Annotated in this window: 14 protein-coding genes and 1 tRNA gene; 9 read left to right on the top strand and 6 right to left on the bottom strand. The window is 67.3% G+C overall.

What is annotated here, in order from left to right; genetic code table 11:
- Window positions 1-22 precede the first annotated feature (22 nt).
- A complete protein-coding gene (locus tag KKR91_RS16425; protein WP_210227250.1) occupies window positions 23-2,572 on the top strand; it encodes an MMPL family transporter in 2,550 nt (849 codons plus the stop codon).
- 117 nt (window positions 2,573-2,689) lie between these two features.
- Here the strand turns inward: KKR91_RS16425 and KKR91_RS16420 are convergent, their stop codons facing one another.
- Window positions 2,690-3,163 carry a hypothetical protein gene (locus KKR91_RS16420; protein WP_210227251.1) on the bottom strand — a complete coding sequence of 158 codons (474 nt, stop codon included), beginning with the start codon at window positions 3,161-3,163 and terminating at the stop codon, window positions 2,690-2,692.
- Window positions 3,164-3,306: 143 nt separating this feature from the next.
- On the opposite strand from KKR91_RS16420, the gene KKR91_RS16415 reads away from it, so the two are divergent.
- The 5 genes from KKR91_RS16415 to KKR91_RS16395 all read left to right on the top strand — a co-directional run bounded on the left by KKR91_RS16415 (window position 3,307) and on the right by KKR91_RS16395 (window position 7,473).
- Complete coding sequence (locus KKR91_RS16415; RefSeq protein ID WP_210227253.1) at window positions 3,307-4,284, top strand: aldo/keto reductase; 978 nt, start codon at window positions 3,307-3,309, stop codon at window positions 4,282-4,284.
- Window positions 4,285-4,383: 99 nt separating this feature from the next.
- Entirely contained in the window at window positions 4,384-5,274 is an 891-nt protein-coding gene (locus KKR91_RS16410) for a Rieske (2Fe-2S) protein (protein ID WP_210227254.1), read from the top strand.
- A 9-nt stretch (window positions 5,275-5,283) separates the two neighbouring features.
- Window positions 5,284-5,730 (top strand): hypothetical protein, encoded by a 447-nt coding sequence (locus KKR91_RS16405; protein WP_210227255.1) that lies wholly within the window; start codon window positions 5,284-5,286, stop codon window positions 5,728-5,730.
- A 70-nt stretch (window positions 5,731-5,800) separates the two neighbouring features.
- Window positions 5,801-6,622, top strand: a complete 822-nt coding sequence (locus KKR91_RS16400) for a DUF1295 domain-containing protein (protein ID WP_210227256.1) — start codon at window positions 5,801-5,803, stop codon at window positions 6,620-6,622.
- A 224-nt stretch (window positions 6,623-6,846) separates the two neighbouring features.
- Entirely contained in the window at window positions 6,847-7,473 is a 627-nt protein-coding gene (locus tag KKR91_RS16395) for a TetR/AcrR family transcriptional regulator (protein ID WP_210227257.1), read from the top strand.
- A gap of 87 nt (window positions 7,474-7,560) precedes the next feature.
- Here the strand turns inward: KKR91_RS16395 and KKR91_RS16390 are convergent.
- Window positions 7,561-7,637 (bottom strand) — tRNA-Met (locus KKR91_RS16390).
- Window positions 7,638-7,732: 95 nt separating this feature from the next.
- On the opposite strand from KKR91_RS16390, the gene KKR91_RS16385 reads away from it, so the two are divergent.
- Window positions 7,733-8,617: an alanyl-tRNA editing protein gene (locus KKR91_RS16385; protein ID WP_210227258.1), complete on the top strand. Its 885-nt coding sequence runs from the start codon at window positions 7,733-7,735 to the stop codon at window positions 8,615-8,617.
- A 30-nt stretch (window positions 8,618-8,647) separates the two neighbouring features.
- Here KKR91_RS16385 and KKR91_RS16380 read toward each other — a convergent pair whose 3' ends face one another.
- Together KKR91_RS16380 and KKR91_RS16375 are read right to left on the bottom strand one after the other, a co-directional pair.
- Window positions 8,648-11,047, bottom strand: coding sequence for an ATP-binding cassette domain-containing protein (locus KKR91_RS16380; RefSeq protein ID WP_420481408.1), 2,400 nt, complete (start codon window positions 11,045-11,047; stop codon window positions 8,648-8,650).
- A gap of 327 nt (window positions 11,048-11,374) precedes the next feature.
- Entirely contained in the window at window positions 11,375-11,806 is a 432-nt protein-coding gene (locus KKR91_RS16375; protein ID WP_210227259.1) for a VOC family protein, read from the bottom strand.
- 341 nt (window positions 11,807-12,147) lie between these two features.
- Between KKR91_RS16375 and KKR91_RS16370 the strand changes: the two genes are divergently transcribed.
- A complete protein-coding gene (locus KKR91_RS16370; protein ID WP_210227261.1) occupies window positions 12,148-12,645 on the top strand; it encodes a nucleoside deaminase in 498 nt (165 codons plus the stop codon).
- Here KKR91_RS16370 and KKR91_RS16365 read toward each other — a convergent pair.
- A complete protein-coding gene (locus KKR91_RS16365) occupies window positions 12,639-13,193 on the bottom strand; it encodes a GNAT family N-acetyltransferase (protein WP_210227262.1) in 555 nt (184 codons plus the stop codon). The genes KKR91_RS16370 and KKR91_RS16365 overlap by 7 nt on opposite strands.
- A 138-nt stretch (window positions 13,194-13,331) precedes the next feature.
- Between KKR91_RS16365 and rlmN the strand changes: the two genes are divergently transcribed.
- Window positions 13,332-14,585 (top strand): dual-specificity RNA methyltransferase RlmN, encoded by a 1,254-nt coding sequence (rlmN, locus tag KKR91_RS16360; protein ID WP_237687421.1) that lies wholly within the window; start codon window positions 13,332-13,334, stop codon window positions 14,583-14,585.
- Between the two features lie 87 nt (window positions 14,586-14,672).
- Here rlmN and purB read toward each other — a convergent pair whose 3' ends face one another.
- A complete protein-coding gene (purB, locus tag KKR91_RS16355) occupies window positions 14,673-16,094 on the bottom strand; it encodes an adenylosuccinate lyase (protein ID WP_210227263.1) in 1,422 nt (473 codons plus the stop codon).
- Window positions 16,095-16,335: the final 241 nt, after the last annotated feature.

Below are 16,335 nucleotides of genomic sequence, written 5' to 3'. Positions count from 1 at the left end.
CTTCCTCCCTGTTAGGACTCTCATGGCTGAATTCCTCTACCGGCTCGGCCGGGCGGCGGCGCACCGCGCGCGCACCGTCCTTGCGGCCTGGTTCGCAGTGCTGGTGATCGCCGGGGTCGCCTTCACGCTCTTCGGCGGCACCCTTGCCACTTCCTTCTCCATCCCGAACACCCCCACCACGCAGGTGACCGAACGGCTGCAGGAAAAGCTCCCGGCGGCGTCGGGCGGATCGGGTTCGGTCATTGTCCAGACCGAGGACGGCTCGGCCTTTACAGAGGAGCAGCAGCGGGACATTTCCGCACTGGTCGCCGAGACGGCGAAAATCGACGGCGTCGAAAACGTCGTCGACCCCTTTGCCACCGAGGCAGAGCGTGCGGCGCAGGCACAGCAGCTGGCCGACGGCCAGGCGCAGATTGACGCCGGCCGCGCCCAGCTCGACCAGGCCCGTGCCGAGCTCGACGCCGGACAGGCCCAGCTGGACGCCGCCCGGGCGCAGGCCGAGGCGGCCGGTGCACCGGCGGAAATGCTCGCCGCCCTGGATGCCCAGCAGGCCCAGCTGGATGCCGGCCGTGCGGACCTGGAGGCAGGGACCGCCGAGCTTGAAGCCCAGGCGCTGCCTGCCGAACAGGGCGCCGAGCTGCTGGAGATGGCCAAGGAAATCCGTACCGTCTCCGAGGACGGCAGCGCCGCAGTGGTGAACGTTGTCTTCAGCGAATCCCAGATGGAAATCACTCAGGAGACCAAGGACGCCGTCGTGGCGGCCTTCGACGACGCGTCGATCGACGGCGTGAAGGTGGACTATTCCGCAGAGATCTCCGCCGCCGTCCCCAGCCTCTTCGGCATTGGCGAGGTGGTTGGCCTGGTGGTCGCCGCCGTCGTGCTGGTGGTTATGCTCGGCAGCTTCATCGCCGCCGGGCTGCCCCTGCTGACTGCTCTGATCGGCGTCGGTATCGGCGCCCTGGGCGCGCTGGCCTTCTCCGGCGTCGTCGAAATGGCCTCCATCACCCCGGTGCTCGGACTGATGCTGGGACTGGCCGTGGGTATCGACTACGCCCTGTTTATCGTCAACCGGCACCGCCGCCAGCTCAAGGCCGGCTACACCCTGCAGGAATCCATCGCCCTGGCGAACGGCACCTCCGGCAATGCCGTGGTGTTCGCCGGTGCCACCGTGTTCATCGCCCTGCTGGCCCTGAACGTCACCGGCATCCCCTTCCTGGGCCTGATGGGCACCGTCGGTGCAGCCTGCGTTGCCATCGCTGTGCTCATCGCCGTCACGCTGACCCCGGCGCTGCTGAAACTCGCCGGAATACGCGTACTCAGCCGCAAGGAGCGGGCTGCCCTCGACGCTCATAACACTGCCGCTTCAACCGGTGCCGCCGGCAACGGCCGTCCCGAAAGCGTGCAGGCCAAGCCCATGGGCACCGGCCGGGCCATCCTCACCGTGGTCGCCGCCATTGCCGGCCTGCTGCTGATCGCCATCCCGGCCCTGGACCTGCGGCAGAACCTGCCGGACGGTTCAGCCGAAGCGCACGACTCCAGCCAGTACCAGGCCTACGCCGCAGTGTCCGAGAAGTTCGGCGAGGGACAGAACGGCACCTTGCTGGTAGTGGCTGAAATCCCCGGCGAGCCCACCGAGGAAGAAGCGCTGGCGGCCCAGACCGAAATCGCCCGGACCATCTTCGGGGCGCAGGACGTGGCGGCAATTGCGCCGATCGGTTCCTCCGAGGACCGCACCGTGGCCGCCTTCCAGGTCATCCCGGAAGAGGGCCCCACCAGCGAATCCACTGAAACCCTGGTGCACACGCTCCGGGACATGTCTCCGCTGAACGGCGAATACGAGATCGGCGTGGCCGGCTCCGCCAGCGGCAACATCGACATCTCCGAGAAGCTCTCCGAAGCCCTGCCGATCTACCTCGGCGTGGTGGTGGGCCTGTCGCTGCTGATCCTCATCCTGGTATTCCGGTCCCTTTACGTTCCGGTCATCGCCACCCTCGGCTTCATCCTGTCCTACTTCGCAGCCCTGGGCGGCGTCGTGGCGATCTACCAGTGGGGCTGGCTCTCCGCCGTCTTCGGCGTGGAGACCCCCGGCCCGATCCTGAGCTTCCTGCCGACCATCCTGGTGGGTATCCTCTTCGGCCTGGCCATGGACTACATGCTGTTCCTGGGCTCGGGCATGCGCGAGGCCTACGCCCACGGAGCGCCGGCCCGTTTGGCTGTTGCCCAGGGCGTCCGGGCCGGCCGCTCAGTGGTGACCGCCGCGGCGATCATCATGGCCGCGGTGTTCGGCGGCTTCATCTTCTCGCACAGCACCATGATCCGGCCGATCGGTTTCGCGCTGGCCTTCGGTGTCCTCCTGGACGCCTTTGTGGTGCGCATGCTGCTGATCCCGGCGCTGATGCACCTGGCCGGGGACAAGGCCTGGTGGCTGCCGAAGTGGCTGGACAAGATCCTGCCCGACGTCGATGTGGAAGGCGCGTCGCTGGAGCGCCGCCATCCGCACGCCGAGGTTCAAGCGGATGACGCCGGTTCCGCCCCTGCCGTGGCCGGTGTGGACGGCGCGTCTGCCCGCTGACGCGAACCGGGTAGCTGAACCGAAACAGCGCCGGTGCCGCTCTTCTCCCGTGACGGAGGAGGGCGGCACCGTCCGTTAAACCTCAGGTCCGGCCCGGCTATCCTGCGGCGCTACGGTTTAGCGCCCTGCCGCCGCCTCCAGGCGTGGGCCGAGGCAGGCGAGCAGCCGTTCGGGATCGGTGCAGGAGACCACCACGGCCGTGCTGCCGCAGTCGATCCGGACTGACGGACCGCCCACCAGGTACCCCGTTCCGTCGGGCAGGATCCGCAGGCCCATGCCTTCCCGGAGCCCGGTGACCGGTCCCGCCGAGATGCCGGTTATTTCCCGGTACCGGATCTGCGTTGAGAACAGGGCCGCCACCCGGATCTGCACACCGTCCTCCCCAACCGAAATCCGGGCTGTCATCATCAGGATCGGCGCAAAAACGGCCGCGATCAGCAGGCCGGTGACCAGCGGCAGAGGGCCGGCCTCGAGGGCGGCAAGAGCGCTGCCGCCTGCGGCGGTCAGCCCCAGGACGCCCAGAACAGCCCTGTACCTGACCGGTATGCGGGTGCGGAACGTGGTGGCTGGCGGCTGTTCCCCCGAATTCATGACCACCACCCTGCCACACGGGCCGGCTGGACCCTAAACCCCCGGCTTCCCTCCCGAACACGCGGCACCCCTTCTAGCCTTGGTCAGTGGAAGCCGTTTCTGAACAGGGCGGCAACGCAGCAGGCAACCAGGAGGAACCGGACATGCGAACAACCACACTGGGGACCAACGGCCCCGAAGTCGGCGTCATCGGGCTCGGCTGCATGGGCATGAGCTACGCCTACGACATGCAGGCCGAGCGCGACGACGAGACCGCCGTCTCCGTGATCCGCGGAGCGATCGGGCTGGGGGCAACCCTGATCGACACGGCTGACGTTTACGGTCCGTACACCAATGAGGAGCTGGTGGGACGGGCGCTGAGGGGTGGTTTCCGCGAACAGGCGGTGCTTTCCACCAAGGTGGGCCTGGAAATCAGCAACGCGGCTCCCGCCGCCGGGACCATGCCCGGGCTGGTGAAGAACGGGCGCCCCGAGCACATCCGGGAAGCCATCGACGGGAGCCTGCGCCGCTTGGGCACCGACCACGTTGACCTGTACATCCTGCACCGGGTGGATCCGCAGGTGCCGCTGGAGGAGTCCTGGGGTGCCATGGCCCAGGCCGTCCAGGACGGCAAGGCCCGCGCCATCGGACTGTCCGAAGCCAGCGTGGAACAGATCCAGCTCGCCCAGTCGGTGCACCCGGTGACCGCAGTGCAATCGGAACTCTCCCTGTGGACCCGGGACCGGCTGTCCGACGTCGTGCCCTACTGTGAGGCGAACGGTCTGGCCTTCCTTCCCTTCTCGCCGCTGGGACGGGGATTTTTGACCGGCCGCTTCACCTCATTTGAGGACCTGCCTGCCGACGATATGCGGCGCAGGCTGCCACGTTTCCAGCAGGAGAACCTGCGAACCAACCTAGCCATCGTGCAGCGGGTGCGCGACGTCGCTGAACGGGTTGGCGCGACGCCGGGGCAGGTGGCGCTGGCGTGGGTGGCGGCCCGGGGCCGCCGGGTGATCCCGATTCCGGGGACCAAGACGCCCAAGCACCTGCGTGAAAACGTTGCCGCCGCTGACCTCATGCTCAGTGATGAGGACCTGGCCATGCTGGACAACGCGCCGCAGCCGGAGGGCAGCCGGTACTAGGCGGGTCCGGCAGCCCAGACCGGGCCGCTTACTGTGGTGCCCGATCGGCTTGGTGGCTACCCTGTTCAGGACCTGCCGGTCCCGTCTGAGGAGAACACCATGCCACGTCTGCCCCTGGTCAGTGTCGTTGACAAGCTCGAGGACGCAGCCTGGCTGGATCCGGCCGCCAGTACAGTGTCCGGCAGTGTCAGGAAAAACATGCCTGGGCAGCCCGCGGTGACGGATCTGCTGCACGGGGTTCCGCTGGGCCATCCATTGCATCCGGGCTTGGTGGCAGTGCCCCTGGGCGCATGGGTTTCCGCCGCAGTGTTGGATCTGCTCCCGGGCAATGAGCGGGCCGCCCGGACCCTGGTCGGCTTCGGTGCGCTGGCAGCACTTCCTACCGCGCTGACCGGTGTCACCGACTTCTCGCAGCTTGAAACGCAGCAGCAGCGGGTCGGGATCGTGCACGAGGCCGCCAATGTCCTGGCCACCGCCCTGTACGCCTGCTCGTGGGCAGCCCGGAGGCGGGGCAACCAGGGCCTCGGGAAAATCCTCTCCTTTGCCGGGCTGGCCGCTGCGGGGATCGGCGGCTTCCTGGGCGGGCACCTGTCCTACCGGCAGGGCGCTGGCGTGAACCGCAATGAGGACCTGCCCGAGGAGGTCCCGGACGGTTGGCATTCGCTGGGCCCGGTGGACGGTTTCCCGGTGGGCCAGCCCGCCTCAGCCAAGCTCGGCAGTGTTCCCTTGATGGTGCTGCGGACGGTGGCGGCCGACGACGGCGTCTCGGTGCTGGCGGGCACGTGCTCGCATTTGGGCGGCCCCCTGAAAGAGGGGCACCTGGAAGAAGTCCGTGGCCAGCTGTGCGTGGTCTGCCCCTGGCATGGAAGTACCTTCTCAGTGGCCAGCGGCGAAGTGATCCATGGCCCGGCAACAGCTCCGCAGCCGGTGTTCCGCACCCGGGTCCGGGGCGGGCAGTTGGAAGTGAGCCTGACCGGGGCCGGGGAATAGCGGCCCCGGATGCGTGCAGGAAAAGGCCTGGCCGGAAGCGGCCGGGTGGTGCTGGGTAACTACGCCCTGATCAAGGGCCTTGCCGTGGCCACGGGACTCTGGCTGGCGGCAGCGACGTTTCTGTACGTTGTCCTTCTGTTTCAAGGGCAGGAGCAGCCTGGATCGGACTTCAACCCCTTCGGCTTGTGGCTCTTTATGATGGTCGTCTTCGGCGGGCTGTCACTGCTGGTGGGGGTGCCCATGGGGCTGGTGATGGGGCTGTTGCTGCGTCCGGTACGGCGGCAGTGGATTCATGTAGCCGTGTTTTTTGCGGTGCCTTCCGCCGTGTTGTGGGCAGTGTTCGGGTTCGACCCCTTCGGGGGAGTCGTCGGGCTCAGCGTCGGGATTGCAGCTGCATTGGGGCGGCTGTCCGTGTGCCGTGATGTTGAGCTGGTTCCCGCTGGAGGCATCCGCTAGCTGGGGACCGCCAGCCGCCGAGGCTGCCAGCAGCATTCCCCGCAGCTGGCACCGGACGTATCCTCCAAACATGTCCCCGATTCTGGTGTGCCTTTGGATCCTTGCCGCGGCCTGCGCCGGCACCTGGGTCCTCTCCCTGATGACGCGGGAGTATTCCTGGACGGACCGCATCTGGTCCCTGGTGCCGCTGGCCTACGTCTGGGTGTTCGCTGCGGCGTCGGGCTTCGAACCACGGCTGGTGCTCATGGCGGTGCTGGTGAGCCTGTGGGGAGCCCGGCTGACGTTCAACTTCGCCCGTAAGGGCGGCTACGCTCCCGGCGGTGAGGACTACCGGTGGTCGATCCTAAGACAACGCCTGAAGCCGTGGCAGTTCGCCGTCTTCAATCTGTTGTTCATCAGCGTCTATCAGAACCTCATCATCTTCGGCATGACCTTGCCGGCCCTGACCGTGTACCAAAACCCGGGTCCGCTCAACCCGGCAGACTGGATTCTGGCGGTGTTGTTCCTGGCCGCCCTCGCGGGAGAAACCACCGCTGATCAGCAGCAGTGGGACTTTCACCGGTGGAAGGCCTCCGAGCGGGCGGCCGGCCGCACCCCGCAACCCGGATTCCTGCAATCCGGCCTGTTCCGGTTCTCCCGCCACCCCAACTTCTTCTGCGAGCAGGCGCAGTGGTGGATCTTCTACGGGTTTGCCGTGGCGGCCACCGGCGCCTGGCTGCACTGGACCATCCTGGGCGCGTTGGCGCTGACCCTGCTCTTTGCCGGCTCGACCCTGTTCACCGAAAGCATTTCCCGGTCCCGATATCCGGACTATGTCCAGTACCAGCGCCGCACCTCGCCCATCATTCCCCTGCCGCCGCGCGGCCGGCCGCGGCCGGCACCGGCCGGTTGAGCGGGGGGAGTGCCCGCTCAGGATCCGGCCCACGCCGTCCATCCCCGGTCAACACGCCCGGAAGGTCAGGTGCGCCGGAGCCGGCCCGCTCTGCACTAGACTCTTTTCTACAGGTGTTGAATAACCAAGAACGCCTCGGTACCGGCGTCCCCCTGCGCCGGCGCACGGCCAAGGGCCCCGCTTCGGCGGGGCCCTTTGTCGTTTGTTCTGCGAAGATTGATGGCATGGCTGCACCAGTTCCTTCCCTCCCGCCCGACGCGGCCCCCGCGGTCGAGCCCCGGATCGCCCGCACGCGCTGCGCGCTCGAAACCGGGCTGTGGGAATTGCTGCGGGACCATGACCTGGCGGACATCAGCGTCTCGGCGCTTTGCCGGAAGGCAGGCGTGCACCGCACCACGTTCTACGGCCACCACCGCAACATCATCGACTTCGCAGCCTCGGTCTATGCAAACGTGGTGAACGGGCTTGGCGCGGTGGACGTGGACCAGCGCGGAACGGGCAAGACCCAGCTGGAGGTTGGCGTCCTCTATGCCGATGCCCTCCGCCGGATCCTGGAGCACACCTTCGCGGAGCGGCGGGTCTACCGTGCCCTGTTCCAGACCGGCACGTTCCATGCGGTGCTGGCGGACGGGCTGCGCCCGCGGTTCCTCCTGGCGCTGTATGCCTGGCAGGGGTATGGGCTGGTCCCGGACCTGGACTGCGAGGTTGCCGCCGCATTCCTCGGTGGGGCGTACGCATCGTGGATTGCGCAGTGGGTTTCCGGGGAGGATGACGACGTCGAAGCCTGGCTGGCGTCCCTGACGAGCCTTTTGCCCGGGTGGTGGCCCCGGGACGGTTTTCCCCAGCCCTGAGAAACTCCCAATGGTGGGGCCCGGGACACCCAGGGCGGCTTAAACAAAACGGCCCCGACCGGTTTTCACCGGTCAGGACCATCTTCTTGGTTGCGGGGGCAAGATTTGAACTTGCGACCTCTGGGTTATGAGCCCAGCGAGCTACCGAACTGCTCCACCCCGCGTCGTACTTAGAACTGTACCCCCATGTGCGCCCGGATAAAGAATCCAGTGACAGCCGTCACCATTCGGCTCCTGAATCAGCCGCTAGGGTGGACAGGTGAGCCTGCCTACCGTAGATACAACCGTCACTTATCCCTCCGGCGCCGTGGAGTCCACCGGCATCGTTCTCCACGTTGAAGAGCTGCCCGACGGCACACGCGCCGTGCTGCTGGACACCACCGCAGTTCATCCCGTGGACGCCGGCTGGCCGGACCAGGGCGCTGACCGCGCGGTACTCACTGCGGCGGACGGAACCGCTTACGGCCTCCTCGACGCCGTCGTCGCCGCCACCGACGGCACCGCACTGTTCCTCGGCGCGGACATCCCGGTCAAAAAGGGCACCGAGGGGTGGGCCTTCACCGTCGCGCACCTGCTGCCCGCCGGCGCTTCGGTGGCTGAAGGCGAGCCGGTGCGGATCGAGGTGGACCGCGCCTACCGGGCCGCGCTCTCGGCCGGACACACCGCCTGCCACCTGGCCTCGCTGGCGCTGAACCGGCAGCTGGCCGGGGCCTGGAAAAAGGACGTTCAACCAGACGCCGCCGGGAACCCCAATTTTGATGCGCTGGCCATCGAGACCTCCACCATCACCGAGCATGGCTCCACCGACGTCTACCGGCTGGGCAAGTCCCTGCGGCGCAAGGGCTTCATGCCGGAGGCGCTGCTTCAGGACCTGCCTGCTGCCGAAGCAGGCATCAACGCAATCCTCGCGGACTGGACCGCCACCGGTGCGAAGGTGCGGATCGAGTGCGACGGCGAAGGCCTCACCGACCTGCGCCGCTGGACCGTGGACCTGCCCGAGGGTACGGTTCACATCCCCTGCGGCGGCACCCACGCGCAGTCCCTGGCGGAGACCGGCGGCATCCAGGTGACGCTGACCGCCGACGCCGGCGACGGCGCCGTCACGCTCACCATGGACACCATCTGCGTCCAGCCTGCCGGCTGAGCCGCCCGGTCCGGCCGAGGAGCCGGCCGGTCAGGCTCCCACGTAGGCCGCAAGGTGCTCGCCGGTGAGGGTGGACCGGGCGGCCACCAGCTCCGCCGGGGTGCCCTCGAAAACGATCCGCCCGCCGTCATGCCCTGCCCCCGGGCCCAGGTCGATGATCCAGTCCGCGTGCGCCATCACCGCCTGGTGGTGCTCAATGACGATCACCGACCGGCCCGAATCCACCAGCCGGTCCAGCAGCCCGAGCAGCTGTTCGACGTCGGCCAGGTGCAGCCCGGTGGTGGGCTCGTCCAGGACGTAGACGCTGCCCTTCTCGGCCATCTGCGCGGCCAGCTTCAGGCGCTGCCGTTCGCCGCCGGAGAGGGTGGTCAGCGGCTGGCCGAGGTGCAGGTAGCCGAGGCCGACGTCGGCCAGCCGGCCCAGGATCTTGTGCGCCGCCGGGGTGGGGGCGCTGCCGTCGTCTCCGCTGCCGAAGAAGACCTCGGCCTCGGTCACGGACATGCCCAGTACCTCGGCAATGTTCCGCCCACCCAGTGTGTATTCCAGTACTGCGGCCTGGAAACGCTTGCCGCCGCATTCCTCGCAGGTGGATTCCACCGTGGCCATGACGCCCAGATCGGTGAAAATGACACCGGCGCCGTTGCAGGCCGGGCAAGCCCCCTCCGAATTGGAACTGAACAGGGCCGGCTTCACCCCGTTGGCCTTGGCGAACGCCTTGCGGATCGGCTCCAGCAGCCCGGTATAGGTGGCAGGATTACTGCGCCGCGACCCCTTGATTGCCCCCTGGTCGACCACCACCACGCCGTCGCGGCGCGCCACGGAGCCGTTGATCAGTGAACTCTTGCCGGAGCCGGCCACGCCCGTGAGGACGCAGAACACGCCAAGCGGAATATCGACGTCGACATCGCGGAGGTTATGCGTCGCGGCGCCGCGGACCTCCAGGGCGCCCGAAGCCGCGCGGACCGCCGGCTTCAGCCGTGCCCGGTCATCGAGGTGCTGCCCGGTAATCGTTCCGCTCGCGCGCAGGCCTTCCACTGTCCCCTCGAAGCAGACGGTGCCGCCGTCGGTTCCGGCGCCGGGGCCGAGGTCGATCACATGGTCGGCAATGGCGATGGCTTCGGGTTTGTGCTCGACGACGAGCACGGTGTTGCCCTTGTCGCGCAGCTGCAGCAGCAGCCCGTTCATCCGCTGGATGTCGTGCGGATGCAGGCCGATGGTGGGTTCGTCAAAAACGTAGGTGACATCCGTCAGGGAGGAACCGAGGTGGCGGATCATCTTGGTGCGCTGGGATTCTCCGCCCGAGAGGGTGCCGGAGGGCCGGTCCAGGCTCAGGTATCCGAGCCCGATTTCAGCGAAGGAATCCAGCAGGTGCTGAAGCCCGGCCAGCAGCGGCGCCACCGAGGGCTCCTTCAGGCCGCGGACCCACTGGGCCAGGTCGGTGATCTGCAGGGCGCAGGCATCGGCGATGCTCATTCCGTTGATCTTCGAGGACCGGGCCTCGGGGCCAAGCCGGGTGCCGTTGCACTCGGGGCACGTGGTGAAGGTGATGGCCCGGTCCACAAAGGCCCGGATGTGCGGCTGCATGGCCTCCGGATCCTTGGACAGCATGGACTTCTGGATTTTCGGGATCAGGCCCTCATAGGTGATGTTGATGCCCTCCACCTTGATCTTGGTGGGCTCCTTGTAGAGCAGGTCGTGCAGCTCCCGCTTGGTGAACCTGGCGATCGGCTTATCCGGGTCAAAGAAGCCGGTTCCGCTGAAGATGCGCCCGTACCAGCCCTCCATGGAATAGCCGGGGATGGTCAGGGCGCCCTCGTTCAGGGACCTGCTGTCGTCGTAGAGGGCGCTCAGGTCGAAATCGGTGACCGAGCCCATGCCCTCGCAGCGCGGGCACATGCCGCCGAGCCGGTTGAAGGTTGCCTTCTCCGCCTTTGTCTTCCCGCCGCGCTCCACCGTGATGGCGCCGCTGGCCTTCACCGAGGGGACGTTGAACGAATAGGCGTTCGGCGAGCCGATCTGCGGCTGGCCGAGGCGGCTGAAAATGATGCGGAGCATGGCGTTGGCGTCCGTGGCGGTTCCGACCGTGGAACGGGGATTGGAGCCCATCCGCTCCTGGTCGACGATGATCGCGGTGGTCAGGCCCTCGAGCCGGTCCACGTCCGGGCGCGCGAGGTTGGGCATGAAGCCCTGCACAAAGGCGCTGTAGGTCTCGTTGATCAGCCGCTGGGATTCCGCCGCGATGGTGCCGAAGACCAGGGAACTCTTGCCGGAGCCGGAGACGCCGGTGAAGGCAGTGAGGCGGCGCTTGGGAATGTCTACGGTGACATCTTTGAGGTTGTTCTCGCGGGCACCCTGCACCCGGATCACATCCTGCCGGTCGGCCACGTGCGGGGCCGCCCGGCGCATCTGCGCAGTGGTGGACATGTCCATCTCCGTTCCTTGCCCTCGCGCCTTGGGCGCAGGTCCTGCTTCATTCTGTGCGGCCGTTCCCGGCTCTGCAACGGCCGGGAAAACGCCGCGCATCCACTGGCGCCTGTGCCCGCACCGCTGTTCCCCCGGAAGCGGACGCGCACCCTGAAGGCGCTGTTCCTGAAGCAGCTCTCCGGCTCCGGAGATTCAGGCCCGGCCCTGACCAGAAGGGCCGGCCACGGTATCGGCCCGTGGCTCAGCGGCGGCATGGTCCGGCACGCGCCGGGTCGCGCCGCCGCTTCTTTTTGCAGCCGATGCCTCTTTAGGAGGTTTCCTTAGGAGGTTTCCTTAGGAGGTTTCCTCCACCACAGTGGTGGGGATGGACGGATCCAGCCAGAAAAACTCCCAGATGTGTCCGTCCGGGTCCGCGGCCGACCCCGAGTACATGCCCGGCATTTGTTCGGTCGCCGGCTGATACAGGGCCCCGCCGCCCTTGGCGCAGTTTGCCAGGAACGTGTCCACCTCCTCGCGGCTGTCACAGGTGAGGGCATTGATGATCTCCTTGCCGGCTGAGCCAAGATGCGGGCTGTCACCTTTTGGAAGGAAACCCTGGAAGAAGTCCTGCTGCAGCAGCATCACAGAAATGTTGTCGGAAATGACCACCGCCGTGCATTCGTCGTTGCTGAATTGGCGGTTCTTTACAAAGCCCAGACCCAGGTAAAACTCCGTGGACTTTTGAAGGTCTGCGACGGGCAGGTTGGGGAGAATCATGCGGGCCATGATCGTGTCCTTTCGGCGCCAGGTATTGCACTTGTAGGATGTTCAATGAGACCTGCGACACAGAATGTGCACGCTGTTCACAGTGCCACCGGCGGCGGGTGGTTTCAATGGCTGCCTGCCATGAGCGTGGAGCGCCAGCCGCCGGCGGGATGGCTGCCTGCCATGGTGAAGCACTGCCTCCAGCCCTGGCGTCACAGTCCCGGCCGGAAGGGCATCGGTGCTAGTCTCATGCTGCCGAAGGCGGGCGCCCGCGGGCGTTATCTACCTGGCAGACCCTTACGATCCTTCCGGCTCACCGCTGTTCCCAGGTGCCGGAATCGAAGCTCCAAGGAGACGCCCATATGACTACCAGCGACATGGCTACCAGCGACGCCGAATACCTCAGCCGGGCCGTAACCCTGGCCACCGCCAACGTGGCCAACAACGGGGGGCCGTTCGGAGCGGTTGTCGTCACTGCCGAAGGAAAGGCGTTCGACGGCGTCAACCGGGTCACCGCCTCCAATGACCCCACCGCCCACGCCGAGGTCAGCGCCATCCGCAACGCCTGCGCGGAGCTGGGAACATTCGACCTCAGCGGCGCCGTCCTCTACACCAGCTGCGAACCCTGCCCGATGTGCCTTGCGGCATCCTTGTGGGCCCGTGTGAGCCGGGTGGTCTTCGCTGCCGACCGGTACGACGCCGCTGGTGCAGGGTTCGACGACGCCGCGTTCTACGAGTATTTCGAGGCTCCCGCCGCGGCCAGCCTTATGCCGGTTTCGCAGCTGACCGAAGGTGACGGAAGCGAAGCCATGTCTCCGTTCAACGCCTGGAATGCCGCGGAGCGCCGCACCGACTACTGAGTCCGGCCGGGCAGCCGCCCCGCTTCCGGCCGGGTACTGCCCGCCCCGGGCCGGGCCGGTGCCCGGGTCTCTTCTCCGAGGCGCTTGGCATAGCAGGCCGATTCCTCCCGTCCGGCGTGCGGCCCGTAGTTCGGCACCACGCTGTACCCGCCGTGCTGGTAGAACCGGCGCCCGTCCGGCTGGGCCGAACCCGCCTCGGCTTTGATCACCGCATAGCCAGCGGCCCGGGCCCGGTATTCCAGCGCGGTGAGCACTGCGGTTGCCACGCCGGAACCGCGGGCGTACGGCAATACGTAGATCCGTTTGATCTCAGCGGTGGCAGCATCCAGCCGGCGCAGGCCGCCGCAGCCAAGGGGCTGCCCGGAACTCTTGTCGTAGGCCACCAGGAACACCGCGGTGTCCTCGGCGGACGGGGGATCCGCCTCGTGGTCAAAGCTCCCGAACCGTGAATCCAGTTCAGCCTGCTGGGCCGCGCGCAGATCTGCCCCCACCGGGTTGGACCAGGGCACTTCACGGATGGTCAGGTGCGGTGGCTTGTCGGCAAGCATGGGACCTCCTGTGCGGTGAGCGCGCCGGAGCGGGCTTTTTCCTCACCCTAGGAGCCTGCCGTTTCAACGGTGTTTCAATGCTGTGGCCAGCTGGCAAACAGAAAGCAGAGATGCCGGATGCGTGCAAAAATGGAAGGGATGACTTCCCTCGATACTTCCTCCGCAACCCCGACCAGGCCCGTCGGTACCTCCAAGGCGCAGCTGCAGGCGCGGAAGGCGCAGGTCCGTCCTGCCACGGAGGGCTGGGAACAGGCCAAGGAGCCTGACGGCCGCCCGCTGCTGCAGTTCAAGTCGCCGCGCGTCTCCCAGCCGCCGCAGCACTTGGCGGACCTCTCGCTGCCCGAGCGCCAGGCCAAGCTCAAGGAGCTGGGCCTGCCGGCGTTCCGGGCCAAGCAGCTTTCGGTGCACTACTTCCAGCACTACACCACGGACCCCGAGGCCATGAGCGACCTCCCCAAGGAGCGCCGCGACGATCTGGTCAAGGAGATGTTCCCGACGCTGCTGACCGAGGTCAAGCGCCTGACCACGGACAACGGCGACACCATTAAGTTCCTCTGGCGCCTCTTCGACGGCTCCCTCGTGGAGTCCGTCCTCATGCGCTACCCGGGCAGGATCACCCTGTGCGTGTCCAGCCAGTGCGGCTGCGGCATGAACTGCCCGTTCTGCGCCACCGGCCAGGCCGGCCTGACCCGGAACATGTCCACCGCGGAAATCCTGGACCAGATTGTCCAGGCCAACCGGGTGATCAAGGAAGGCGGCCTGGGCGGCAAACGCAACGACGGCGGCCACGACGCCGAGCGCGTCACCAACATCGTTTTCATGGGCATGGGGGAGCCGCTGGCCAACTACAAGCGCGTCATGAACGCCGTGCACCGCATGGCCGCCGATGTCCCCGAGGGCCTGGGCATGAGCGCCCGCCACATCACCGTCTCCACCGTGGGTCTGGTCCCGGCGATCAACAAGCTGGCCGAGGAGAACATTCCGGTCACCTTCGCGCTCAGTCTGCACGCCCCCGATGACGAGCTGCGCGACGAGCTGATTCCCGTCAACAGCCGGTGGAAGGTGGACGAGGCGCTGGACGCCGCATACAACTACTACCGCGTCACCGGCCGCCGCGTGTCCATCGAGTACGCCCTGATCAAGGACATGAACGACCATCCCTGGCGTGCGGACCTGCTGGCGAAGAAGCTCAACGCCCGCGGCCGCGGCTGGGTCCACGTGAATCCGATTCCGCTGAACCCCACCCCCGGCTCCATCTGGACCTCGCCTGAACCGCATGTGACGCGCGAGTTCATCAACCATCTGATCGACGCCGGCATCCCGACCACGCTGCGCGATACCCGCGGCAAGGAGATTGACGGCGCCTGCGGCCAGCTGGCTGCCGCGGACTAGGCGTACCGGCAGGGCCTAAGGCTATGGATATGACGACGGCGGGATGCCGGGTGCGAAACCCGGCCTCCCGCCGTCGTCTGTTCGGGGCTACTTGGTGACGTGATCCACCAGGGCATCGGCGATCCCGATGTAATTGCCCGGGGTCAGCGCCAGCAGGCGGGCTTCGGCGTCGGCGGGCAGGCCGAGCCCGGACACGAATTCCCGCATCCGCTCCGCATCCACGCGCTGGCCGCGGGTCAGGTCCTTGAGGCGCTCGTACGGGTTTTCCAGGCCGGGGGCGCCGGCAATGGCCTCGGCGCGCATCACCATCTGGATCGCTTCGCCGAGCACCTCCCAGTTGGTGTCCAGGTCGGCGGCGAGGACGTCGTCGGCCACGTCCAGGCGTTCCAGGCCCTTCACCACGTTGGAGATGGCAAGCACTGAGTGGCCAAACGCCACCCCGATGTTGCGCTGCGAGGAGGAGTCGGTGAGGTCGCGCTGCCAGCGGGAGGTCACCAGGGTGGAGGCCAGGGTATCCAGCAGGCCGTTGGAAATCTCCAGGTTCGCCTCGGCGTTCTCGAAGCGGATCGGGTTGACCTTGTGCGGCATGGTGGAGGAGCCGGTGGCGCCGGCCACCGGAATCTGCTTGAAGTAGCCAATGGAGATGTAGCTCCACACATCGGTGCAGAAGTTGTGCAGGATCCTGTTGAAGCGGGCTACGTCGGCGTAGAGCTCGGCCTGCCAGTCATGGGATTCTATCTGCGTGGTCAACGGGTTCCAGGCCAGGCCCAGGCCCTCCACGAAGCTGCGGGCCACCTGCTGCCAGTCGGCGCCGGGCACCGAGGCATAGTGGGCGGCATAGGTACCGGTGGCGCCGTTGATCTTGCCCAGGTACTCGGTCTTTTCGATCCGGCGCAGCTGGCGGGTCAGGCGGTGGGCCGTGACGGCCAGTTCCTTGCCCAGCGTGGTGGGCGTGGCGGGCTGGCCGTGGGTGCGCGAGAGCATCGGTACGGAACGGGTTTCCTCGGCCATGACGGTGATCCGGTCCACCAGGTCGTGCGCGGCGGGAAGCCACACGTTTTCCACGGCACCCTTGACGCCCAGGGCGTAGGAGAGGTTGTTGACGTCTTCGGAGGTGCAGCCGAAGTGCACCAGTGCGGTCAGGTCCTCGATGCCGATCGCTGCCAGCCGGCGGCCGATGTAGTACTCCACGGCCTTGACGTCGTGGACGGTGACCTGCTCGATCTCGGCCAGTTCGGTAATGGAAGTGCCGTTGAAGCCGGTGACGATTTCGCGCAGCTGTGCCTGCTGCTTATCGCTGAGCGGGGAGGTGCCCGGAAGCACCGCGTTGGACGTCAGGTGGATCAGCCACTCGACTTCCACGTGCGTCCGGTCGCGGTTCAGTGCGGCTTCGGAGAGGTAGTCCACGAGCGGTGCCGTGGCGCCGCGGTAGCGGCCGTCCAACGGGCCCAGCGCGATCGCGGGTGTGACGGAGGCAAGGGGGACGCGGGGAGCAGCGGTTTCAGCCATGCGGCAATTCTTTCATGTTCCGCACCCGTCCCCGGCTCTGTGACCTGCTACGGCGGGACCCGCGCGCGTGTCCGCACCCGCGAGACCTGTCCTCAACCGGCAGGCGGTCCGGGCCCTGCCGGGCTGCTCCTCCCCAGCCGGGACCGCGGCTCCTCCGCCGCCCGGGGCCAGATGAGAGAACAGGGGTGGCCGGGGCGGCCGAATCGGGGCCGGAATACGGCAGGGCCGGAAATAGGCGGGG

Origin of the sequence: Arthrobacter jiangjiafuii (assembly GCF_018622995.1) — a bacterium.
Lineage (GTDB): Bacteria > Actinomycetota > Actinomycetes > Actinomycetales > Micrococcaceae > Arthrobacter_B > Arthrobacter_B jiangjiafuii.
This window is presented reverse-complemented; position numbering and strand designations above follow the sequence as displayed.

Bases quoted from the DNA above. Each gene is read 5' to 3' on its own strand.
- KKR91_RS16400 (WP_210227256.1), top strand. From the start codon at position 5,801: ATGTCCCCGATTCTGGTGTGCCTTTGGATCCTTGCCGCGGCCTGCGCC.
- KKR91_RS16410 (WP_210227254.1), top strand. From the start codon at position 4,384: ATGCCACGTCTGCCCCTGGTCAGTGTCGTTGACAAGCTCGAGGACGCA.
- KKR91_RS16415 (WP_210227253.1), top strand. From the start codon at position 3,307: ATGCGAACAACCACACTGGGGACCAACGGCCCCGAAGTCGGCGTCATC.
- rlmN (WP_237687421.1), top strand. From the start codon at position 13,332: ATGACTTCCCTCGATACTTCCTCCGCAACCCCGACCAGGCCCGTCGGT.
- KKR91_RS16365 (WP_210227262.1), bottom strand. From the start codon at position 13,193: ATGCTTGCCGACAAGCCACCGCACCTGACCATCCGTGAAGTGCCCTGG.
- KKR91_RS16380 (WP_420481408.1), bottom strand. From the start codon at position 11,047: ATGGACATGTCCACCACTGCGCAGATGCGCCGGGCGGCCCCGCACGTG.
- KKR91_RS16420 (WP_210227251.1), bottom strand. From the start codon at position 3,163: ATGAATTCGGGGGAACAGCCGCCAGCCACCACGTTCCGCACCCGCATA.
- KKR91_RS16405 (WP_210227255.1), top strand. From the start codon at position 5,284: ATGCGTGCAGGAAAAGGCCTGGCCGGAAGCGGCCGGGTGGTGCTGGGT.
- KKR91_RS16375 (WP_210227259.1), bottom strand. From the start codon at position 11,806: ATGGCCCGCATGATTCTCCCCAACCTGCCCGTCGCAGACCTTCAAAAG.
- KKR91_RS16425 (WP_210227250.1), top strand. From the start codon at position 23: ATGGCTGAATTCCTCTACCGGCTCGGCCGGGCGGCGGCGCACCGCGCG.
- purB (WP_210227263.1), bottom strand. From the start codon at position 16,094: ATGGCTGAAACCGCTGCTCCCCGCGTCCCCCTTGCCTCCGTCACACCC.
- KKR91_RS16370 (WP_210227261.1), top strand. From the start codon at position 12,148: ATGACTACCAGCGACATGGCTACCAGCGACGCCGAATACCTCAGCCGG.
- KKR91_RS16395 (WP_210227257.1), top strand. From the start codon at position 6,847: ATGGCTGCACCAGTTCCTTCCCTCCCGCCCGACGCGGCCCCCGCGGTC.